This is a genomic window from Candidatus Dedyshia acidiphila (assembly GCF_051025295.1).
In the GTDB taxonomy this organism is placed as follows: Bacteria; Acidobacteriota; Terriglobia; order Terriglobales; family Acidobacteriaceae; genus KBS-83.
On sequence record NZ_JBMGJV010000001.1, the window covers coordinates 149707 to 171957 of the forward strand.

A 22251-nucleotide genomic window follows, 5' to 3' on the forward strand; every position below is an offset into this window, starting at 1 on the left:
ACGCAGCGGTATTCTGGCCGCATGAAGACGCTTGCTCATCCTCCAGATCAGCAGGAGATCCGCGCGCGCCTTGCTTCGCTCACGCCTGCGTCAGAACGACTCTGGGGCTCGATGAGCGTGATCCAGATGCTGTGTCACCTTGCTGACAGCTATGAGATTGCGCTGGGCCAGCGCGCTGCGGAGCCGGCACCCGTGCCCGGTGCGCGCCTCGTCAAGCAGATGGCGCTGTGGTCGCCGATGCGCTGGCCGCACGCATTGAAGACGTTGCCGGAGGTGGACGCAAACCGCCCCGGGGCGAAGACGGGCAGCTTTGCCGAGGAGCATGCGCGTTTGCTCAGCCTCATTGAGGAGTTCGCCTCCTTCAGCGAACTGGCCAGCCGGCCGCACCCGATCTTCGGGGCGATGAGCGCGAAGGATTGGCAGCGCTGGGGCTATCTGCATTGCGACCACCACCTGCGGCAATTCGGCGCATGAGCGCTGCGTATCGAGGACGGCTGGCGCCGTCGCCGACCGGGCTGCTGCACCTTGGCCACGCTCGCACATTCTGGATTGCTTCTGAGCGAGCGCGTGCGGCCAACGGCACGCTGGTGCTGCGCGATGAAGATCTGGACACGCAGCGGGCACGGCCGGAGTTTGCCCGGGCGATGATCGAGGACCTGCGCTGGCTGGGTATCGCGTGGCAAGAAGGACCGGATGTGAGCGCGTTGCCAGGCGGCGGTGCGTACGGGCCGTATCGCCAGAGCGAGCGCCCGCAGCATTACCGCGCGGCGTGGGAGCAGTTGCGCGCCCGCGGCTGGATCTATCCGTGCCGCTGCTCCCGTCGCGAGCTGATGGCGGCCGTGAGCGCGCCGCATGAGGACGAGGATGACGAGCCCATATATCCGGGAACATGCAGACCGGGTACCTGCAGGCCGGGCACATGCAGCACGCCAGAGGGTGCGGTTTTGACCGAAGCCCGCGCTGGCGTGACCTGGCGGTTTCGTGTGCCGGATGGCGAGTCGATCGCGTTCGAGGACAGCGGCTCAGGACGCCGCTGCTACACGGCAGGGATGGACTTCGGCGATTTCGCCGTGTGGCGGCGGGACGATGTGCCCGCCTACCAGTTGGCCTGCGTGGTGGACGACGCCGCGATGCGCATCACAGAGGTGGTGCGCGGCGCGGACCTGCTGAAGTCGACCGCGCGGCAATTGCTGCTCTACCGCGCGCTAGGGCTCACGCCACCGGCATGGCACCACTGCGCGCTGCTACGCGACGCGCGGGGACAGCGGCTGGCCAAGCGCACGGACGCCCTGAGCCTGCGGGCGCTGCGAGAACGCGGCCTGCATCCAGAGGAGGTCCGGGCGCTCTGGAAGCAGCGGATGCACGGATGAGCACTTTCAGCGATGATGTCGGTGTGCCGCATCCACGCAGCCTGAGGCCCGCTTAAACATGACACCAACACGGATACACATTGCAGTCGCCGCCCTTGCCGTCGCCGCTCCACTTGCCGCGCAGTCACGGCCGGCGATCACCGGCATCTCGCACATCGCTGTTTACGCCAGCGACCCGGCCGCAGCAGAACACTTCTATGCCGGGGAACTGGGCGCGGCGAAAGAGTCCGACCCGGAAAACCCGCAGGGCACGGTGTACCGGCTGAGCGAGCAGCAGTATGTGGAAGTGCTGCCGCTGCCATCGGGTGCAGGCATCCAGCGTATGGACCATGTCGCCTTCCTGACCGCGAATGCAGCGGCGCTGCACGACTATCTCGGCGCGCACGGCTACAAGGCCACGGAAGCCGTCACTACGGAGACGGACGGCACGAAGCACTTCTTCACCCGTGACCCCGAAGACAATCGCGTCGAGTTCGTGCAGCCTGCGCCGCACACGGTGCAGGCGTTGGCAGAGCTGGTGAGCCCGCGCATTATTCACGTCGGTTACATGGTGAAGAACCGCGCGGCGGAAGACCGTTTCTACCGCGAGCTGCTCGGCTTCCGGCCGTACTGGTATGGCGCGATGAAGCCGGACAAGGTGGACTGGGTGTCGGAGCAGGTGCCGGATGGACACGACTGGCTCGAGTACATGATGGCGGGTCCGGGCTCCGACACGCCGGACGCCGCGAAGGTGGATGCGCGCCAGCTCGGGGTGCTCGATCACGTGTCGCTCGGCGTGCCCAACATGGAGAAGGCGGTGACGGCGCTCTACGCTGACGACCGCATCCGCTTCAGCCCGCGCCACGATGGGCCGCAGATGGGCAAGGACGGCAAGTGGCAGGCGAACCTTTATGACCCGGACGGCACGCGCGTGGAGTTGATGGAGTTCCAGCCGGTGATCAAGCCGTGCTGCTCGTCGTTCACGGCAGAGAGCCCGGCCGAGTAGCCACGATCTAGAACCACGTCTGCGCGCGGTAGCGGCGGTAGTCGTCGCCGAATTCTGCTTCGAGCACCGCTGCTTCGCGTCGCGCGCGCTTCACCTGCATCGGGATGAGAACCAGCAGCACCAGCAGGATCGCCCATGTCCGGGTGAAGAGCGCCATGCCGACAAAGAGCAGCATGCCAAAGCAGTAGATCGGATTGCGCACGCGGCTGTAGAGTCCCGTCGTAACCAGGCGCGTCGCCTTTGCCCGCACGGAGAATGCGCCGCCCAGTTGCACGCGCGCTGCGATCACGCCCAGCAGAGAGATCACGATCAGCACGGCGCCAGCAATGCGCAGCGGAGGCCACGGTCCGCCGCCATACCGCACGGCGAAGAAGATGAACCCGATAGCCAGCAGCAGTGTGGTGAGGATGTTGAACTTCATGCGCGCCGCACCTACGGCGTCGTAACGCCGAGATGGCGCATCCAGAGGGTGGCGAGCTCCGGCCAGTGGGTGATCGGCAGCTTGGTCGGGCGCAGGCCGAAGCCGTGGCCGCCCTCCGCGTACAGGTGCATCTCCGCCGGCACCTTCGCCTGCTTCAGCGCTTCGTAATAGGCCCACGCATTCTCAACCTTTACTGGGTCATCCTCGGCCTGCACGAGAAAGGTTGGCGGCGTCAGGGGCACCGGCTTCACCTCGGGGTGGATCACATGCGTGCCCTCCGACAGATAGCCGGGGTAGATGAGAATCGCGAAGTCTGGCCGCGCACTCTGGCGGTCTGCGGCATCCTGCTCCGGGTAGATCTTGTCCGCAGCATGCGCATCGAGCACTGCGACAAGGTGGCCACCAGCAGAGAAGCCGAGCACGCCGACACGCTTCGAATTGAGCTGCCACTTGTCCGCATTCTGGCGGACCAGCCGCACCGCACGCTGCGCGTCGGCCAAATCCTGCGTGCGCCTCGGAAAGGCACCGCCGTTGGGCACACGGTATTTCACAAGCGCGCAGTTCACGCCGACGCTGTTCAGCCAAGCGCAGACCTCGGTTCCTTCGAGATCGTAGGCGAGGATGTTGTAGCCGCCCCCGGGGAAGACGACGACGGTGGCACCAGTGTTCTTGCCGGACGGCGCTGGGTAAAGCGTCAGCGTGGGCTGGCTGACGAAGCCGAGCCGCTGCAGCGGACGACCCGCGATCTGCTCATCCGTTGGCTTTGTTGTGTCGTGCTCCTGCTGGTTGGCGGGCACGTTCGGCGCGCCAGGCGGACGGCCGGGCCACAAGGGCATCGGCTTCTGCGCAACAGCGGGTAGGACAGATGAGAGGAGAAGAGCAGCGAGGAGGATTCGCACGCGAGGAGTGTACCGCGCTGCGCGCTAGTAAAGCAGATAGTGCGAGCGCCGCTCGATAAAGCGGTCAATATCCGCGCGCCAGTCCCCCGCAATGCGCTGCGGATCTTCACCCGAGCGAAGCGCGTCCAACACGGCGCGATTCACCAGCAGGCGATCGATCTGATCCAGCTTGTATTGCGTGGGATAGAGTTGCCAGAGTCCGGCAGCAATTTCAAGGCCGAGCTCCGGGGCATCAAGCGCATTGCGGTCTGTGACGACGAGCGAAACGCCATGACACAATGTGCCGGCATACGGATAAGGCGCGACGGGCGTGAACGTGACTGGCACAAAGCGCACGCCTGGCAGGAGCCGCGCATTGAGGGTGCGCGCAAGCTCCGCCTCGGCGATCCAGGGCGCACCGATGACTTCGAACGGCGTGTCCGTGCCGCGGCCGACGGAGATGTTCGACGTCTCGATCAGGCCCATGCCGGGGTAGAGTGTCGCGGCGCGCAGGCTGCGCAGGTTGGGGGATGGATTGACCCACGTCAGGCCGGTCGAGTCGAACCAGTCGCCACGCTGCCAGCCGCGCATTGCAACTACGGTGAGTGCCGCGTGCAACGAGCGCTCGCCATCGTAGAGGCGCGCCAGTTCACCGATTGTCATGCCGTGGCGAACGGGCATCGGCAGAAGGTCGGTGTAGCTCTCGCGACCCGCGTCGCTGACCGGCCCCTGCACGAAGCTGCCGGTCACCGGATCGGGGCGATCAAGCACGACAACGTCCACGCCAGCCTTGGTGGCCTCCTCGAGCATGGCGCCCATTGCGGATTCGTAGGTCCAGTAGCGAACACCCGCGTCGGCCAGGTCAATGATGACGGCGTCGAGCTGGTGGAGTGACGCCTGCGACGGCCGGCGCTGCGCATCGGCGGCGCCGTAGAGGCTGATGACAGGTAGATTTGTCGCTGTGTCGGTGCTGTTTGCAATCGCTGCGATGTCCTGTACACCGGCGATGCCGTGCTCCGGGCTCCACAGCGTGGTCAGGGTGAGGCGGGGATCGGCGGCGTGGGCATCGCGCGCAAGCACATCGATGGTGCGCCGACCTGCCCGGTCGAGCCCGGTCTGGTTCGTGAGCAGGCCCATCCGCAGGCGGCCACCGTGCTTCTGGGCCAGCCCGGCGAGCGGGGCGAAGCGCTCGGCTTCGAGCACATCGATACCGGTAAACACGTCACCATTCCGAGCAGGCCAGCGGCGTGCGCCGGTGAGCGATTCGTTGTAGCCAGTGAGGGCGAGCGCGGGCTGGTGCGGCTTGATGCCGATGGCCTCGGCCGCAACATCGGCCAGCCGCGCGCGCAGTGCCACGATGCCGTGTCCGCCATCTGGATGGACGGCATTCGCGAGCAGAATCACGTAACTGTCGCTGGTCGGATCGATCCACAGCGATGTACCGGTAAATCCGGTGTGGCCAAACGAGCCGACGGGAAACAGCGTGCCGCGGTTCGAAGAGAAAGGCGAATCGATGTCCCAGCCGAAGCCGCGGAGAGACGTGCCGGTGGCGGGCTGCTCCGGCTGCGTCATCTTCCTGAGCGTAAGCTGCGTTAGTGGGAAGCGGCTGGGCCGGCCAGCCAGGCGGTCGAGCAGCGCCTGCGCGAAGAGGGAGACGTCGTGGGCTGTGCTGAACACACCCGCATCGCCGGCCACGCCCTCCATCCGCCGCGCCGTCGGGTCGTGCACGAGGCCGCGGAGCATCGCGCCGCGACTGGCTAACGTTTCGTCGTCAGCGACGTATTGCGTGGGTGCGATGCGCGCGCGCCACGCGGCGGGCGGCAGGAAGCGCGTCTCCGTCATGCGGAGCGGGGCGAAGATGTTGCGCTCCGCATAGACCTCGAGCGGTAAGCCAGAGACACGCTCGACCACTGCTGCGAGCGCGAGGTAGTTCTCGTCGCTGTAGCGGAACGCGACACCGGCAGGCCCGGCGGGCGGCGATGTATAGAGCCGGCGCAGTCCTTCGTCGCGCCCCTGCCACGGTGTCGAGAGATCGAGATCCGGCGCAAGCCCGGAATAATGCGTGAGGCACTGCCGGAGTGTGATGTCCTGCTTGCCGGCGGCCGCAAACTCCGGGACGTAGTGCGCGACGGGATCGTCGATGCGTACGCGTCCCTGCTCGTAAAGCTGCATGACCGCAGTGGCGGTGGCGAGCACCTTGGTGAGCGAGGCCATGTCGAAAATGGTGCCCTCGGTCATCCGTTCCTGAGTGGGCTCGAGTGAGCGCATGCCGTACGCGCGATGAAGAACGATGTGGCCGGCGTGACCGATCACGACCACACCACCGGGCAGTTCGTGGTGGGCGATCGCGTCGTTCATCAGCTGATCGATCGCTGCCGTCGACGCAGGCGGCAGCGGAGGCGCCTGTGCCGAGAGGGGCAGCGCAAGCAGCAACGCGAGCAGAGGCGAGAGCACCTTCATGCAGCGAGCTCCTCATGCGGTGGGGGAAGCAGCAGGCTGAGCGTGTAACCCAGGCCGCTCGTGAGCAATGCGCCAATCAGCACATACCAGATGTACGCGACCGCAGGCAGTGCAGCGAAGGGACCAGGTCGTCGCCACAGCAACAGATTCACGGCGAGCCCGATGATCATAGCGATGATCGTGGCGCGCTCGGTTGCGCGCCGCGTCAATGTGCCCAGCAGGAATGCTCCCAGCAGTTCGCCCCAGGTGACGGAGGCGATGGAGAGACCAATCTCGACGACATGTCCACCAGTGCGCGAGAGCAAAGCAAGTCCGAAGAGAATTGCGGCCCACACCGCGGTGAGAATGCGGGAGAGGCGCGTGAGCGTCCGCTCATTCGTGTCCGGACGGAGCGGGAGCCAGAAGTCGACGATCGTCGTGGACGAGAGCGCATTCAGCGCAGCGCTGAGGTTCGACATCGCCGCGGCGAGAATCGCGGCGATCACCAGCCCGGCGAGACCGCGCGGCATCTCGCGCACGATAAAGAGCGGAAACAGCCGGTCCGATGTATGGGCGGTGGCGAGAATGCTTGCGGGGTAGAAGCGCCACAGGCCTGCGCCGATCAGCAGGAACAGCGTGAACTGCACGAACACGATGCCACCGCTGACCAGCAGCGCAGCGCGTGCTGCCCGCAGACTCCGCGCCGCGAGGAGCCGCTGCACCACAAGCTGGTCGGTGCCGTGGCTCGCCATTGTCAGGAAACATCCGCCGAGCAGCCCGCCCCAGAAGGTGTAGGTCTGCGTAATGGAGAGCGCGAAGTGGAACATCGTCATCTTGTGCGCAGCGGCGGCTGCATGGTGAATGGCGGCCCAGCCACCCGGTGTTTTGGCGCCGAGCGTCCATAGCGCAAGAACAGTTCCCGCGAAGTAGATCAGCATCTGCACGACGTCGGTCCAGATCACCGCCGCGAAGCCGCCCTCAAACGTGTAGACCAGCGTGAGCGCAGTGAGCAGCAGGATGGACCATGTGGTGCCCGTGCCGAACGCAACGGTGACAACAATGGATACGGCGAAGATGCGGACGCCTTCAGCGGCGGCGCGTGTCGCAAGAAACAGTCCCGCGGTGAAGCGGTGCATCACGGGGCCGAAGCGCGTACCCATCAACTGATACGCCGTCATGAGCTGGCCTTCGAAGTAGCGCGGCAAGAGCAACACGCAGATGACGACGCGCCCCAGCAGATAGCCGAGCGCGATCTGCAGAAAGCCGAAGTCACCGGTGAAGGCGAGCCCTGGCACGCTGATGATGGTGAGCGTGCTGGTCTCCGCGGCGACGATCGAGAGTGCGATCGCCCACCACGGAATGTTGCTGTCCGCGAGGAAGTAGGAGCGCAGTGAACGATCGCCGCCGCGAAAGCGGAGGCCGAACAGCGTAATGCCGAGGAGGTAGAGCGTGATCGCGACGACATCGATCGAGTGCAGCTCCACGCAGGTTTCTCCTCGGCTGCCGTGTCGTTCCGGCCGTCTAGTGCGGCGTGGTCAGCGTCTTCAGGAAGTCGTAGTAGAAGTCCACGCCGCGTGCGAACGACTCGATGGGCAACCGCTCGTCGCGCCCGTGCGCGCGGGCGTCGCTTGTCTCAAGCGCGATGCCGGAGATCTGGTACGTCGGCATGCCCGCCGCCATGGTGTACACGCCGTCGGACGCGCCGTCCGCCATGGTCGGCACAATCGGCGTGTCCGGCCACATGCGCGGCACGATCTGGTTGAGGGCATGCATCACCTCGGGATTGACAGCTGCGGGAGCGAAGGCGCGGCGATCGGTGCCGCGTTCGTGCACGCCGCCGCCATCATCGACGTAGCTGACCGTGATCTTCGGATTATTCAGCACGCGGATCAGGTCCTGCCGGATGTCTTCCTGTGAGTGGCCGGGCACGATGCGGCAGTTGATGTTCGCTGCCGCGCGCTGCGGTAGCGCGTTGTTCGCGTGACCTGCATCCAGGCGCGTGGCTACGCAGGTGGTGTGCAGGGTGGAGTTGTACTCGGGCACCTGGCTGAGGCGTCGCGCTGCTTCGGCATCGGGCGGCGTGCGCAGCAGAGCGCGCATGTCGTCGGCCGTCTGCCCGGCGAGGATCTTCGACTCTGCCTCGAAATAGGCGCGGGTGACGCCGTTCAGCTCCAGGGGAAAGGTGTAGTGCTGGATGCTCTCGAGCCCATCCGCCAACTGATAGATCGCGTTGTCCGGCACCGGCAGTGAGCTGTGGCCGCCGGGGTTCGTGACGAGCAACTGGTAGTCGGCGTAGAGCTTCTCGCTCGCGTCGACGGAGAAGATGGTCGGCTTGCCGTTGCGCAACTCCACCCCGCCGCCATCGGGGTTCAGAACGTACTCGGCATCGACCAGGTCACGGTGGTTCCTGACCAGCCACTCGACGCCGTTCGACTTGCCGCCCTCTTCATCCGCGGTCAGCGCAAGGATGATGTCGCGGCTGGGCTTGAAGCCTTCCCGGTGGAAGCGAAGCAGCGTCTCGACCAGGATGGCGTCGGAGTTCTTCATGTCCTGCGTGCCGCGACCGTAGTAGTAGCCGTCCTTGGTGACGAATTGGAAGGGGTCGGTGGTCCAGTCCTCGCGGCGTGCCTCGACGACGTCCAGGTGGCCGATCAGCAGGATCGGCTTTGGCCCGCTCGCGCCACGATAGCGGAGGACCAGGTTCTGCTTGCGGTCGTTCGGCCCGAGCAGTTGCATATCGGAAGCCGGAAAACCAGCATCAAGAAAGCGCTGCTGCATGGCTTTCGCGGCAGCCGTGACGCTGCCGACCGAGTCGGTCGTGTTGATCTCGATCAACTGGCGGAAGACGTCAACCGCCTCTTTGTGCGTGTCCTCGGAGCTTTTGGCCGACGCGGCAGCGGATTGGGCGTGGAGAGAACAGCAGACGAACGCGAGAGCACAGGCGGCAGTAGCGAGGCGGCGAGGATTCATCGGGCTTGAGGGTACCAGATGTGGCATGCAGACCTGTCCGACAGCCTGACATGGGTTACGCAAATGGTTACGCATACCGCAGGGAGGATTTCTATCGCGCGCATAAGTGAGGCAAATTTCACCGGCCGCTCGCGGTCCGCATGCCATACTCGGGTTGGCTGCTACGTTCGCACGATTCGTGCGAGCAACTGATGTGAACCGGGCTTGCTGCCGGGTCGAGTCATACAACAGAGGCAACCCAGCGAGCAAGCAACATAGAAGGCTGAAACGGAGTCTTACTGCTGTTGTACCAAGCAGTGCACCCGACCCGAAGAGGCAGGACGAAAAGGCCATGAACACGAAAACGACCCGGTACTCTCTCCAGTTCCGCCCGATCCCGGTAACGCAAACGACAGAAGATGGCTCCATGGAGCTCGAAATCTTCGCCGAGCCGGAAGGTCCCGGCCAGCCGATCCGCGCGCGTGCGCGGCAGTGGCTGCCCGTGTTCGATCGCCTGTGCACCCTGCTCAGCAGTTCGCCCTTCCACCGCAAGGCGATGCACCGCACCTTGCAGGCCGGTGTGCCGATGCAGGTGGTCGATCGGACTGATGGCAGTAAGCTGATGTTCTCTGCGGAGCAGATCGCCGCGCTCACTTTTGAGAAGAGCAGCGCCGCTTAAAAAGTCCCGCACCAAATAGAAAGGGCCGGCTCTGGAGCCGGCCCTTTGCTGCGTCTGGATTACCTACTCGGCTGCGACCAGGTCCATGGAGGCGCCGGTCGGACGCGAACCGACGAATCCGTAGTACGCGATGAAGACGTAGCAGAGCACCGGCAGGATGAAGCCGTGGTGGATGCCGATCTTGTCCATAATCGCGCCCTGCCCGAGCGGGATCAGCGCGCCACCCACGATTGCCTGCACCAGCAGGCCGGAGGCCTTGCCAGTGAGCGGGCCCATGTGCGCCGTACCCAGCGTAAAGATGCTGGGGAACATGATCGAGTTGAAGAGACCGACCAGCAGGATGGACCACATGGCGAAGTGGCCGGAGGTGAGCATAGAGAGCGTGACCAGCAGGCCGGCCGCGACGGCAAAGGCCCCGACCAGCGGCCCCGTGCTGACGCGCTGCAGAACGGCAGAGCCGATGAAGCGGCCGACCATCAGTCCGCCCCAGTAAAAGATGAGGTACGCGTTTGCGCGCTGCGCGGAGAAGCCGCCGATCGCGTGCTGCTCCATGTAGTTCACCAGGCTGCTGCCGATCGCCACCTCAGCGCCGACGTAGGTGAAGATGCCAATTGCGCCGAGCCACACGTGCCGGTGTGACCACACGGTGCCCATCGGGTTTGCAGCGTCGCCTGTGGTGCGGAACTCGCGCGTGGTCTGGATCCGGGGCAGCCGGATCAGGGCGATCGCGATGGCGAGCAGGATCAGCAGAACGCCGATGCCCGCATACGGCATCTTGACGGATGCTGCCTGCTCCACCTTGGACATGTGGGCAAGCTTTTCCGCACTCGCCAGCAGAAAGGCGCTGCCGAACAGGGGCGCGATCACAGTACCCAGCGAGTTGAAGGCTTGCGTCAGATTGAGGCGGCTCGACGCAGTCTGCTGCGGACCGAGCACCGTGACGTACGGATTGGCCGCGACCTGAAGCGCCGTGATCCCGGCAGCGAGCACGATCTCCGCCGCGAGAAAGAAGCCATAAGACTGCGCACTGGCGGCGGGCAGGAACAGGAACACGCCGACTGCCATCACGGCGAGGCCGACCACCATGGTGCGCTTGTAGCCGATCATCTCGATCAGCTTGCCCGCCGGTTGGGCAAAGATGAAGTAGCTGCCGAAGAAGGAGAACTGCACCAGCATGGCCTGGGTGTAGTTCAGGGTGAAGATCTGCTTCAACTGCGGGATGAGTGTGTCATTCAGTGTGGTGAGAAAGCCCCACATGAAGAACAGCGAGGTCACAATCATGAGGGCCCGACTGAAATTCGCGGTGCCGCTCTCTGATACGGAGACTGCCTGTCCTGAAGCGCTGCCTAAAGCCATCGATCTCCCCGAACTGTGCCTGCGAACTGACGAATCTGCGCACGGTCCCGCATCGGAGGCCGTGCCGACCCCGAAACGAAAGCTACCACAAACAGAGCACCCCGGGCCCGGGGCTACTGCTCGTGATAACTGCGCATCAGGCCGCCGTCAATCACGTACGTGGAGCCGGTGACGTAGGCCGCTTCATCCGATGCGAGAAACACTGCCAGCCCTGCGACATCCTCGACCGTGCCCATGCGGCCAAGCGGAATGTTCTCGAGCAGCGCACTCATCTCCTGCTTGTTGTCGAGCAGGTTCTTGTTGATCGGCGTCGCGATGGCACCGGGGGCGATGTTGTTGACCGTGATCTGCTTCGGTCCGAGCTCGACAGCAAGATCGCGCGTCAGCATACGCAGGCCGCCCTTGCTGGCGCAATAGCTCGCGAAGCCGGGAAAGACCATGTCCTCGTGCACGGAGGAGATGTTGATGACGCGCCCAGGCTGCTTTGCGCCAAGCAGACGCTGGACGAAGTACTGGGTCAGAAAGAACGGCCCTTTTAGGTTCACAGCCAGCACCTTGTCATAGTCGGCCTCGGTGACCTCCCAGAAGTCGGCCTTCTTTTCCATCCCAGCGTTGTTCACCAGGACGTCGCAGGCACCGAAGCTCTTCCAGGCGGTATCGATCAGGTTGCGCAGGTCGTCCATACGGGTCACATCCGCCTTGCAGACGACCGCCTGACCACCCGCCTTGACGATCCGGTCGCGCGTCTCGTCCGCACCCTCCGGGTGGCCAACATAGTCGATCACGACACGCGCGCCCTCCTGGGCGTAGCGAATGGCGATGCCCTGCCCGATGCCCGAACTGGAACCGGTGATGACGGCCGTGCGACCTGCGAGACGACTCATGGTGCCTCCTGAGGCTTCGCCTAAGCTCTGCGGAGCGCCCAGTGGTTCGATGCGGGGCAAACGGCGGGGCGCTCAGATTGAGGGCAGCACGGTCGCTTCCCCGGCCAGCTCCGCATTCGGATCGTGCGCCAGCTGGCGAAACAGATCCATGCCGCCGCCAGGCCAGCGCAGCATCACCAGCATGATGCCAAGCGCGACCAGCGGCACCAGCAGCCCGGTTTGCAGCGAGCCTGTGGACGCAGAGATGCGGCCCGTGATCCAGGGGAACAGCGCACTGCCGACCCCGGCCACGGCAAACATCCAGCGCGCCTGGCGTGCGTCGGCCGCCAGCGCCATCAGGATGGAGACGCAGATGGGAAAGATCGGTGCGAAGCAGAGTCCGGCCAGCGCGGCCGAGGCCATCACCGCCGGAAACGGGCGCAGGAGCAATAGTCCGCCAATGCCGGCGAGGCCGCCCGGCAGAGCCAGCACGAGCAGGCGCTCTTCGCGGACCCGCAGCAGCAAGGCGGGCGCGACCGCGCGACCGACCAAAAGTGCCAGCCAGAAGCAGGACGCAGCGAGAGCGGGGGCAGCGGCGCGGTAGCCGAGCCGATGCACGTACGTCAGCACCCAGCCGCTAAGCACGGCCTCTGACCCGCAGTAGAGCAGGACGAAGACGCAGAAGAAGACGACCACCCGCGAGGAACCGGCCATCCGGGAGGGCGAACGCTCGGCAGCGGCGCCGATCCTCTGTACGCCTGGGGAAAAGCGCAGTGCGCCCAGACTGCCGATGAGCGAGCACACGGCCACGCTAGTGAAGAGAGCACGCACACCGCCGCGCAGCAGGATGAACCGGACCACGAACGGCGAGAGCGCGGCGCCGGCGCTCCAGGAAAAGTTGAGCAGGGTGAGCATAGCGGCGCGACGCTCCGGATAGCGTTCACCGGTGAGCAGGCTGTTCGCGGTCATCGCGATGCCAAGCCCGATGCCGAACAGCAGCCCCAGCAAAAAAAGCAGATGCCCATGGCCGAATGCGAGCGCTGCTGCGGTCGCGGCCATGAGGGCCAGTCCCGTTGCCATGGATCGTGGGAAACGGGAGTTCCCGATGAACAGCGGGGCGATCGATGCGCCGGCGAAAAACGCCAGCAGAAGACGGCCGGAGGCGGCGTCATCGAGGTGCCAGGTGCCGGCAAATGCGAGGAGGGCGGCGCCGGGTAGAGTCAGGCCAATACCCGTCAGCGCCTCGATCGCCTGCAAGCCGACAATCGGGCCGGGCGAGTAGGAAGAGGCGGACACGGAGGTTCGGGAGACAGCACTCACGCCAGGGGACGCGTCGACTCCCGTACGATCAGTGTGGGCTCGACCGCTACCTGGTCACCATACTCCTTTTCTCCGCGTATCCGGCTCAGGATGACCCGGGCAGCGGTGCGGCCCAGCTCGTCGAGCGGCTGACGGATGGTGGTCAGGCTAGGCGTGATGAATGCGGCGGCGTGGATGTCATCGAAGCCGAGGACGGAGACGTCGTCGGGCACACGCAGCCCGGCGTCGCGCAGCGCGCGGATCGCGCCGATGGCGGCGATGTCGTTGAAGGAGAAGAGCGCCGTAAAGCGCTTGCCAGCTGTCAGAAGCTGCTTCACCACGGGGTAGCCCAGCTCGGGCGTGGTGAGGTCCTTGTCGAGCTGCACAACGAGCGACGGATCGATGCGCAGGCTCAGGCGTTTGGCTGCGCGCTCGATGCCACGCCAGCGATCCTCCGAGTCCGAGCTGAAGGGCTGCCCGCGCATGAACGCGATGGTGCGGTGGCCCAGCGTGTGCAGGTGCTCGAGGGCCAGCTCTGCTGCGCGCGCCTGGTCGACGATCACATTGGTAACCCCGGGGATGCGCCGGTGCGCGGCCACGCCTACTGCGGGTACCGGGAAGTTGTGCGTGAAGCTGGTATCCACCAGGATCAGAGCCTCGGCGCCGCGCCCGACCAGCAGGCGGGCATACTCCTCCACCAGCTCCGGTTTGTGGCGGTGGTGAGCGGTGAAGTAGAAGTAGCCCTCCTGCACCAGGTGATCGCCGATCCCGCTGAGCACCTGCGTGTGGTAGCCCTCACCGAGCTCGGGCACGAGGATGCCGATGGTGTGCGTCTGGCGATTGCGCAGCGAGCGCGCCAGCAGGCTTGGCTGGTAGTTCAGCTTTTTGGCGGCAGCCTTGATGCGATCCCGTGTGACCTGGGGGATGGAGCGGCCCGGGACATCGTTGAGCACGACCGAGATAGTGGCGGGGCTGAGTCCAAGGTGCTCAGCCAAGATCTTCAGACTGACCGGCTTCTCTCCGTACTGAGTTTCTTTTTTCTTAGGTGCCATTCCTGTTTCGCCCGGCCTCTCTTGCGTGATGGAGATACTATCCGGCGCGATGCGTCTGCGCACCTGGAAAGTATGAAGCGCTGGAGCGGCGGGGTTACCCGGAAACCGTTTTTACCGGGAGCACTGTTATCGGAGAGGTCTTCTCCGCGGGAAGCGCTGTGACGACAGTTACACCCGAAAGAGCCCGGGCGCACCGTTGCGCGGTACTCTTCCGCGGACGTGAGATCTATCTCTCGACGAGCAGGCTTTATTGCGGAACTCTACTTATAGATCAGGCGTACATCGATCGATGTCGACGGGCAAGTAACCGGAATCGTTGCTTTCTCGAAGCCGGGAGCGACCAAAGCGATGCGAGGATTGTTGGCGAAGCCAAACCCCTCCTTGGGCACCAGCAGGAAGTTGCGATCGAGCTTCTTGTTCCCGTTCTCATCGTGCAGCACCACGACGCCGTAGCGGCCAGGCGGCAGATGGTCGAAGCGGGCGGTGCCGTGGTCCCCTTCGATTGGAAACGGACCATGCCGGTACGACTTGTCCACGTTCTCCGGCCAGCCGTCCGGCGTTCGGAAGAGCGCCACACCCAGATCACCGGTGGTGTTACGAAATCCGCTGACGTGGATGGTGAGCGAGCAGTTCCCCGTGCCCGCATCCGCAGCCAGAGCGGAGAAACACGACGCGAGCAACGCGCAGCCGAGCAGCGCTGCGCGCCGCGTGTAGTGAATGTTCAATGAGAGTCTCCTACGGACGGTTGAACGTGCTTCCGCTGGACGGTTGGACGCTCGTTTGGGCGCGAACGTTATGTCCAAAGTGGAAGGACGGACCGATGGACCAGCGTATCGTCCAACTGCCATCGCGCAGGAGGTCATTGAAGATGTGGTAGTAGACGACATCGGTCTGCATCCGGAGCGAGATGTGCTTCGTCGCATTCAGGTCGAGGCCGCCGCCGAACCCGTAGAAGCCCTGCCAGTCCCCCTTGTGGCCGGAGGGAGCCAGCGCAGCCACAACCGCAGTGTTGAGCGGATCGTGCGGCTTTGGGGTGGCAGACTCTCGCACCGCGCCCAGCGCCGGACGCACGAAGAATGTGGCGCGCTCGAAGCGTCGATAGACATACTGCGGGCCCGCGGCGAAGGTCTGGGTCGTGCTGTCCACCGGCACCGCCACCAGCCCGTAAGCGGGGCCGAGTTCGAACTTGAGCGCCTGCTGCAGGTTGGTGGGCAGGTATTGTGGGGTGATGGTGTTGTGCCCGCTGCTGATCGAGTAATCGAATCCCAGCGAGGACCAGGTGCGCCAGTTGTAACCCGCCTGGAAATGGTAGCCGCGCTGCTCGAGATTGCGATGGGGCGTCTCGAGCGTGGTGAAGCCGCTGTAGAGTTCGTATCGGCCAACGTACTGCTGTGCGCGCAGCGTGGGCAGTGCGAACAGCGCGGACATGAGCACGAGTACATAGCGCGACAGGTGCGCCGACAAGAAAGAATTGGTGCGCATGGGGATTGGGCCTCCGGGAGAGGGCTGCGGCCGAGGCGGCGCAGCGGTATATCCATTTCAGGACAGCGGGAAGACTAATCAGCCACAGTGACACTTGGCAATTAAAATCTTACCGACTGGTCAGATAGTCAGCTGCGGCCCGAGGCGCGAGAGAAACGCCATCACGTGCTCGAGGAAGAGCTCCCGCTGCTCGCGATGCGGCGTGTGTCCCAGGCCGGGAAGGATGACCGCCTCGAGGTGCGGCGCGATCGGCCGCAGCGCCTCAACCTGCAGTGCCGTCGCGTACTCATCGCGCTCGCCCTGGAGCAGCAGGATGGGCGTCTCGATTACGGGCAGCACGGCCGCGAGCGGCGCTCGCAAGAGGCTTTCCGACCCGCGGATGCTGAGCCACGCGGCAAACACGCTGTCCGGATCGCGATGATGACGCGCCAGCCGCGAGCGGAAGTCTGTCTCGTGCCAGGCACGCTCCGCAATCGCCATTCCCGCCGCGGCTGCGGGCTCGCCCACCAGGATTGGCGACTCGAGGATCAGCGCACGCGCGGCGTGATGGTGTTGAGCAGCGTGGCCCTCCGCATCCTGGCTCTGTGCAGCTTCGCTCTGTGCTGCATAGATCAGTGCGATCGCCGCGCCTTCGCTGTGACCCAGCAGCACCGGATGCGTGATTCCGAAATGCTGCAGCATGGCCGGCAGCACCTCAAGCGCCTGCTGTTCGTAGTAGCGGCGCGTGCGCGGCTCTGGCGGCCCCTCGGACCAGCCATGCCCGGGGCGCGAATAGACGAGCACCTCGCGGCCCGTCGCGGCAGCAAGCCGCTCCGGGAGATCGCGCCAGTGCGAGATAGAGCCCAGCGCCTCATGCAGCAGCACGATCGGCTCGCGTGCTTCGGTGACGTGCGGCGTTGCGAGATAACGCGCTTCGAGCTCGCGCCCGGCAATGCGCACGCGCTCGATGCTGCCGCTCACAGCCCCCTAGCCCAGAGCACCGTCTTTTCTTCCGCAAACCAGGCCTCGACCTGCTTCGAGTAGCGCGTTTCGAGAGCGCTGCGGCGCAGCTTCATGGTGGGCGTGATCAAGCCGCTCTCCATATCCCACGGCCCGTCCACCAAGGCAAGGAAGCCGAGTCGCTCATGCGGATCGAGCTCTGCGTTCACGCGATCGAGCAGTTGATGCATCTCCGTACCGAACTGGCCGTCGAGAGCGCCGCCCTCGCAGCGCTGACGCGCCTCAGCGGAGAGCACCGCGAGAGCAAAGGGGCGCGGACAGCCGCTGCCCATCACGCAGATCGCTTCGAGCGCGGGATGAATGCTCAGCGCCTTCTCGATCGGTACGGGCGAGACGTACTTTCCCTTGCTGGTTTTGAATTGCTCCTTCACGCGACCGATGATCTTGAGCTGGCCGTCGGGCGCGAGCTCTCCCTTGTCACCCGTGCGCAGGAAGCCGTCGGCTGTGAAGCAGGCGCGGGTCTGCTCATCATCCTTGTAGTAGCCCAGCATGTTCATCGCGCTGCGCATCTGCACTTCATCCTCTTCGGCCAGCCGCACCTCGACCCCGGGCATGGCCGGCCCCACGTAGCCGAGCTGGAAGTCTTCTGGCCGTGGCGCATGCGTCGGGATGCCGGTCTCGGTCAGCCCGTAGCCTTCGACCAACCCTAGCCCGAGCCGCCGGTACCACTTAAGCACTTCGAGCGGCAGCGGCGCCGCGCCGGACGCGGCGAAGCGCACGTGCGCAAGACCAAGCTGGCGCAGGATCTTGCGCTTCACGTAGCTGCCGAGGAGCGGGATGCGCAGTAGTCGATCGAGCTTCGGCTGCGGCACCTTCTCAAGCACGCCCTGGCGGAAGCGCAGCCAGAGTCGGGGCACGGAGAAGAAGAGCGTGGGCCGCGCACGCTTGAGATCTCGAAGAAAGCTCTCCTGCCCAGCGGTGAAGTACACGGTGCAGCCAATGTGCAAGCTGGTGGCTTCGATGATGCCGCGCTCGGCTATATGTGCCAACGGGAGGTACGATATGAACCGCTCATTGCTGTCCATGTTGACCAGCCTGGCGATGCTGTCGCCCATCTGCGGAAAGACTGAGAAACGGTGCATCACCCCCTTGGGGCGGCCCGTGGTGCCGGAGGTGTAGACGATGGTGGCCAACTCGTCGGCGGCGCGCACCGGCGATTCACGGAGCGGCTCGCAGTCCGCGAGGATCTCATCCCAGCGCCGGTCGCAACCGCGGAGCACGTCGCGTGAGGCGTTCGGCATGCCGATACGCAGCACGCCCATGGGCACGCCCTGCTGCATGGCCTCGCGATCGTCCATTGCGCCGAGGAAGCACGCGCTCACCTCCGCATGCGTCAGCAGTTCACGAAGCGAGGCCGCGCGCAGCGACGGATAGAGTGGCACCGTGACCATGCCAGCCATCCAAGAGCCGAGTTCTGCCAGGATCCACCACGCACTGTTGCGCGACAGGATGGCGATGCGAGAGCCGGGCTCGCAACCGCGCGAGCGCAGAAACGTCGCGATCCGACGGGCCTCGTCCATGGCTTCACGCCACGTCCACTGGCGCACGCTGCCATCGGGCAGCGGCTGTACCAAATAAGTCTCGCCGGCTCGGGCGCGCTCCCAGTGGTACGCGCGGCCCAGCGGTAGCAGATCGTCACTCCATTGCGCCATCGAGCTCGCCCCCAACGCCGTGATTGTGCATGGGGTGCCGCGTGCGTCCGCGCCGCGACGGTCCCGGAGAGCAGCTTACGACATGCCCTTCGCTTTCTTAATGGCCTCTGTCAGGGCAGGCACCACTTCGAACAAATCGCCGACGATGCCGTAGTCCGCCACTTCGAAGATGGGCGCGTTCTCGTCCTTGTTGATGGCGACGACCGTCTTCGAGCCCTTCATGCCGACCAGGTGCTGGATCGCGCCCGAGATGCCGACCGCGAGGTAGAGCTTTGGCGAGACCGTCTGGCCGGAGCTGCCGACCTGCCGCTCCATGGGCAGCCAGCCGTTGTCGCAGATCGGTCGTGACGCTGCGAGCTCCCCGCCCAGCGCCGCAGCCAGCTCTTCCATCATCGGCAGATTGTCCTGTTCCTTGATACCGCGGCCGACCGACACAATGATTGGCGCTGCGTTCAGATCGACCGTCTGCGCAGCCTCGCGATACGGCGCCTCTGGGTTCTGCCGGATGGAGGATGTATCGAGTTGCGGTGCGAAGGTTTCGACCGTGGTGCTACCGGCTTCGAGCGCATCAGCGCGAAAGGCGCCGGCCTGCACGGAGACGAAGCACGGACCGCTGCCGGTGTGCCGATAGTCGGCATTCAGCTTGCCCTGGAAGAGCTGGCGGACAAACACGAAGCCGTCACCCTTGCGCGCGAGTCCCACCAGATCCGCCAGCAGCACCTGCCCGAATCGGGTGGCGAGCCGGGGCGCGTAGTCGCGCACTTGGTAGGTGTGCGGGAAGACGACAAAGCTGGGCTCGAGCTTGCGGATGAGCTGCTCGGCTGCGTTCACGTAACCGTCTGCGGTGTATTCCTTGACCAGCGGATGCTCTACGCGCCAGCCGTGCTCGAGTTTCTTTGTTGCGAGCTCGCCTGCGAGCGTGTCGAGACCATCGCCCATCACAGCAGCGATTAGCGGCTCGCCAGACGCGGCTGCGATCTCCTGCCCGGCCGCGAGCGCCTCCCACGACATGCGGTTGAACTCTTTGCCGCCACGATGCTCCAGCATAACCAGAACGCCACTCATAGGACTCGCACCTCAAACTTCAGCTTCTCGACCAACTTGCCCGCGGCCTCACTCGGCGACCCTTCGAGCAGCTGCGTCTCTTTCTTCTTCTCCGGCATGTAGACGCGTTCGAGCACCGCTGTTGCGGCCGCAGCCGTGGGCAGATCGCTCGCGGAGATGCGCTTCACCTCCTTGGTCTTTGCCTTCTTGATGCCCATCAAGGTCGCGTAGCGCAGCTTGCTGATACCGGACTGAATGGTGAGCAGCGCGGGCAAGGGCATGTGGACGTTCTGGTACCAGCCGTCTTCGAGCTCGCGCTTGACGGTCATCGAGCTGCCATCCACGTCGACCTTCATGATGATGGTGGCGTGCGGAATGCCGAGCAGTTCTGCGAGCACGACGCCAGTCTGCCCGAGACCGAGGTCGTCGGATTGCAGGCCGGTCAGGATCAGGTCTGCCTTCTCCTCGCGAATGGCGTCGGCAAGGCGGTGCGCGATGCCCAGCGTGTCGAGCGTGGCCAGGTCATCGCACTCGATGTGGATGGCACGGTCAGCGCCCTTGGCGAGGGCTTCACGGATGGTCTGCGCGCCACGCTCCGGGCCGGCGAGCAGGGCGACCACTTCCCCGCCGTGCTTCTCCTTGAGCTGCAGCGCCTCTTCGAGCGCGTATGCGTCCGGCTCGTTGATCTCAAAACTGAGATCGTCCTCTTCGATCCAGTGCGCGCTCCCATCGATGTGCAGGGTGGAGTCGCGGACCGGCACCTGCTTGATGGCGACGATGATTTTCATGCGTTCTGTGCTCCGGTGGATGCCGCCGCAGCGGACTGGGTTTGCGCAGCGATGGCCTGCGCCGTGATCTGCGCGATGTCGAGCAACTGCGGTGGCGCATCGCTGGTGGCAGCGAGCGCGTCGCGGAACATGGTGTTGCAGAAGGGGCACGCAGCGCCGACGATGCTGGCGCCGGTCGCGGCGAGCTCTTGCGCGCGCACATGGCTGATGCGGGCATCGCCGCCTTCTTCACCGAGGAAGGCCAGGCCGCCACCAGCGCCACAGCAGAAGGAGCGCTCGCGTGCGCGGGGCGGATCGATCACCTTGCCGGCGCGCGCGAGCACCTCGCGCGGCTGATCGTAGGTCCCACGATAGCGGCCCAGGTAGCAGGGATCGTGATAGACGATGCTTGGCGCGTCGGCACCCTCGTCCAGCTTCGGCAACTTGTCTTGGTAGCGCGCCATGAACTCGCTGTGATGCTCGATCTCGGGCGACGCACCGAACTCGCGCCAATCCTTCGCAATCGTGCGCACGCAGTGCGGGCAGATCGTCACAATGCGTGTGACCTTTTGCTGCTTCATGATCTCCAGGTTCTGCTCCGCGAGCTGCTGGAACACCAGATCGTTGCCCAGGCGACGCACCGGATCGCCAGTGCACTTCTCCTTCTTGAGCACGCCATAGCTGGTTCCGAGGTACTGCATCACACGTGCGAATGACGCGATGATCTCGCGCCCCTGCGGATCGTAGGCTCCCATGCAGCCGAGCCACAGGCAGTACTCCTGCGAGCCGTCGAAGATGGGCAGCTCCTGCTTCTTGATGAACTTGTCGCGCTCGGAGGCGCCCATGCCCAGCGCATTGCCATTGCGCTCGAGATTCAGGAAGAGCTTGGTGCCGTGATCGTCCTCATAGGAGCCCGTGTTTACAGCCCCGCGGCGCAGGCCGATGATGATCGGCAGATGCTCGATGCCGACCGGGCACTGGTATTCGCACGCGCCGCAGGTGGTGCACTGGAAGGCCGCCTCCTGCGAGTTGTAGGTGCCGAGCAGCGGCTCCTCTGCATGCGGCCCCAGGTCGTTGAGGTAGCCGCGTACACCCAGAATGATCTGCTTCGGGTTGAGAATCTTGCCCGTGTTCGTGGCCGGGCAGTGCTCGGTGCAGCGGCCGCACTCCACGCAGGAGTAGGCCTGCAGCGAGACCAGCTGCGTGATGTCCTTACCGCTGACCAGACCGAAGTCTTCATCGCCCGCAAGCGGCGGGATTCGGCTGAACTCGCCGCGCGACAGGAAGATCGTCACTGGGCTGAGCACGAGATGCAGGTGCTTCGTGTGCGGGATCAGCGGGAGGAACGAGAGGATGCAGAGCGCGTGCGCCCACCACAGGCCGCGCGCTGTTACCGATGCCGGGTCTACGGTAAAGGCGGCCAGATAGGTGACCATCAGGGCAAAGATCAGAAACGCGATCACGCCCGACTCATAGGACACCTTCTTGCCCAGCCAGATGGGCCGAACAAAGAAGCGGCGCACAAACAGGCCCGCGATCGAGACCGCCACGAGCAGCGCGAAGATCGCAGCAAACCAGAAGTAGAAGCGGCCGACAACACTCTCCGGCGGCAGGAAGCCCAGTCCGAAGCCGGCCGCGAAATGATTGAGCGAGACCAGCGCGAACGCGAGGAAGCCCCAGAACACGAAGGCGTGCGCGAGCCCGGGCAGCGGCCGCTCCTTGATCACCTTCGCCTGGCACAGCACCTCCCAGAAGAAGTCCCACACGCGTCGGCCGACGTGCGAGAGGTGAAAGTCCGGGTCCTTGCGAGCCGTCAGGATGTTGCGCAGCACGCGACTGAAACGGGCGAAGAAGCCGCCCACCGAGAGCAGGATGGCGAGCGCCAGCAGCAGCTTCTCGAGCCCGGTGAACGAGGGCGGCTCCGCATAGTGAAGCGGAAGCACGAGCGCGGCGACTGCGGGGTTCATCATGGCCTGACCTCAAGCGCACCGGATCGGCGGCTGCTTTCACTGCGAT

The 22251-nt window shown here is 64.9% G+C and carries 20 protein-coding genes; 4 read left to right on the plus strand and 16 right to left on the minus strand.

All coding sequences use genetic code 11. The annotated features are described in order from the left end of the window. The first annotated feature begins 21 nt into the window (after positions 1–21). The 3 genes from AC5IJH_RS00655 to AC5IJH_RS00665 are packed head-to-tail and all read left to right on the plus strand — an operon-like array spanning position 22 to position 2355. Positions 22–474 carry a DinB family protein gene (locus AC5IJH_RS00655; protein ID WP_491900849.1) on the plus strand — a complete coding sequence of 151 codons (453 nt, stop codon included), beginning with the start codon at positions 22–24 and terminating at the stop codon, positions 472–474. Next, on the plus strand, positions 471–1370 hold the full coding sequence (gene gluQRS / locus AC5IJH_RS00660; RefSeq protein WP_491900850.1) for a tRNA glutamyl-Q(34) synthetase GluQRS: 900 nt from the start codon (positions 471–473) through the stop codon (positions 1368–1370). The genes AC5IJH_RS00655 and gluQRS overlap by 4 nt, the downstream gene beginning before the upstream one ends. 58 nt (positions 1371–1428) lie before the next feature. Continuing rightward, positions 1429–2355: a VOC family protein gene (locus tag AC5IJH_RS00665; protein ID WP_491900851.1), complete on the plus strand. Its 927-nt coding sequence runs from the start codon at positions 1429–1431 to the stop codon at positions 2353–2355. 7 nt (positions 2356–2362) lie between these two features. Here the strand turns inward: AC5IJH_RS00665 and AC5IJH_RS00670 are convergent, their stop codons facing one another. From AC5IJH_RS00670 to AC5IJH_RS00690, 5 genes are all read right to left on the minus strand, one after another. Next, positions 2363–2776 (minus strand): methyltransferase family protein, encoded by a 414-nt coding sequence (locus AC5IJH_RS00670; protein ID WP_491900852.1) that lies wholly within the window; start codon positions 2774–2776, stop codon positions 2363–2365. Positions 2777–2787: 11 nt separating this feature from the next. After that, positions 2788–3612 carry an alpha/beta hydrolase gene (locus AC5IJH_RS00675; protein ID WP_491900853.1) on the minus strand — a complete coding sequence of 275 codons (825 nt, stop codon included), beginning with the start codon at positions 3610–3612 and terminating at the stop codon, positions 2788–2790. An 87-nt stretch (positions 3613–3699) separates the two neighbouring features. Then, on the minus strand, positions 3700–6114 hold the full coding sequence (locus AC5IJH_RS00680) for a serine hydrolase (RefSeq protein ID WP_491900854.1): 2415 nt from the start codon (positions 6112–6114) through the stop codon (positions 3700–3702). Further along, the gene (locus tag AC5IJH_RS00685) at positions 6111–7577 is read right to left on the minus strand and encodes a sodium:solute symporter (protein ID WP_491900855.1); all 1467 of its coding nucleotides are present in this window, start codon (positions 7575–7577) and stop codon (positions 6111–6113) included. Before AC5IJH_RS00685 ends, AC5IJH_RS00680 begins: the two co-directional genes overlap by 4 nt. 37 nt (positions 7578–7614) lie before the next feature. Next, on the minus strand, positions 7615–9063 hold the full coding sequence (locus AC5IJH_RS00690) for a M20/M25/M40 family metallo-hydrolase (RefSeq protein WP_491900856.1): 1449 nt from the start codon (positions 9061–9063) through the stop codon (positions 7615–7617). 331 nt (positions 9064–9394) lie between these two features. Here AC5IJH_RS00690 and AC5IJH_RS00695 point away from each other — a divergent pair, with 331 nt between their 5' ends. Then, entirely contained in the window at positions 9395–9721 is a 327-nt protein-coding gene (locus tag AC5IJH_RS00695) for a hypothetical protein (RefSeq protein WP_491900857.1), read from the plus strand. 63 nt (positions 9722–9784) lie between these two features. Here AC5IJH_RS00695 and AC5IJH_RS00700 read toward each other — a convergent pair whose 3' ends face one another. The 11 genes from AC5IJH_RS00700 to AC5IJH_RS00750 form a co-directional block, all read right to left on the minus strand. After that, complete coding sequence (locus tag AC5IJH_RS00700; RefSeq protein ID WP_491900858.1) at positions 9785–11002, minus strand: sugar MFS transporter; 1218 nt, start codon at positions 11000–11002, stop codon at positions 9785–9787. Between the two features lie 188 nt (positions 11003–11190). Then, on the minus strand, positions 11191–11961 hold the full coding sequence (locus AC5IJH_RS00705) for an SDR family NAD(P)-dependent oxidoreductase (RefSeq protein WP_491900859.1): 771 nt from the start codon (positions 11959–11961) through the stop codon (positions 11191–11193). Between the two features lie 72 nt (positions 11962–12033). After that, positions 12034–13236, minus strand: a complete 1203-nt coding sequence (locus tag AC5IJH_RS00710) for an MFS transporter (protein ID WP_491900860.1) — start codon at positions 13234–13236, stop codon at positions 12034–12036. Between the two features lie 20 nt (positions 13237–13256). Next, complete coding sequence (locus tag AC5IJH_RS00715; RefSeq protein WP_491900861.1) at positions 13257–14234, minus strand: LacI family DNA-binding transcriptional regulator; 978 nt, start codon at positions 14232–14234, stop codon at positions 13257–13259. Positions 14235–14551: 317 nt separating this feature from the next. After that, positions 14552–15016: a DUF2141 domain-containing protein gene (locus AC5IJH_RS00720; RefSeq protein WP_491900862.1), complete on the minus strand. Its 465-nt coding sequence runs from the start codon at positions 15014–15016 to the stop codon at positions 14552–14554. A gap of 10 nt (positions 15017–15026) precedes the next feature. Continuing rightward, a complete protein-coding gene (locus tag AC5IJH_RS00725; protein WP_491900863.1) occupies positions 15027–15773 on the minus strand; it encodes a hypothetical protein in 747 nt (248 codons plus the stop codon). 120 nt (positions 15774–15893) lie between these two features. After that, a complete protein-coding gene (locus AC5IJH_RS00730; protein ID WP_491900864.1) occupies positions 15894–16733 on the minus strand; it encodes an alpha/beta fold hydrolase in 840 nt (279 codons plus the stop codon). Then, on the minus strand, positions 16730–18439 hold the full coding sequence (locus AC5IJH_RS00735; protein WP_491900865.1) for an AMP-binding protein: 1710 nt from the start codon (positions 18437–18439) through the stop codon (positions 16730–16732). The genes AC5IJH_RS00730 and AC5IJH_RS00735 overlap by 4 nt, the downstream gene beginning before the upstream one ends. 60 nt (positions 18440–18499) lie before the next feature. Then, positions 18500–19489, minus strand: a complete 990-nt coding sequence (locus AC5IJH_RS00740; protein ID WP_491900866.1) for an electron transfer flavoprotein subunit alpha/FixB family protein — start codon at positions 19487–19489, stop codon at positions 18500–18502. Next, entirely contained in the window at positions 19486–20256 is a 771-nt protein-coding gene (locus tag AC5IJH_RS00745; protein ID WP_491900867.1) for an electron transfer flavoprotein subunit beta/FixA family protein, read from the minus strand. Before AC5IJH_RS00745 ends, AC5IJH_RS00740 begins: the two co-directional genes overlap by 4 nt. After that, the gene (locus tag AC5IJH_RS00750) at positions 20253–22205 is read right to left on the minus strand and encodes a heterodisulfide reductase-related iron-sulfur binding cluster (protein WP_491900868.1); all 1953 of its coding nucleotides are present in this window, start codon (positions 22203–22205) and stop codon (positions 20253–20255) included. The genes AC5IJH_RS00745 and AC5IJH_RS00750 overlap by 4 nt, the downstream gene beginning before the upstream one ends. Positions 22206–22251: the final 46 nt, after the last annotated feature.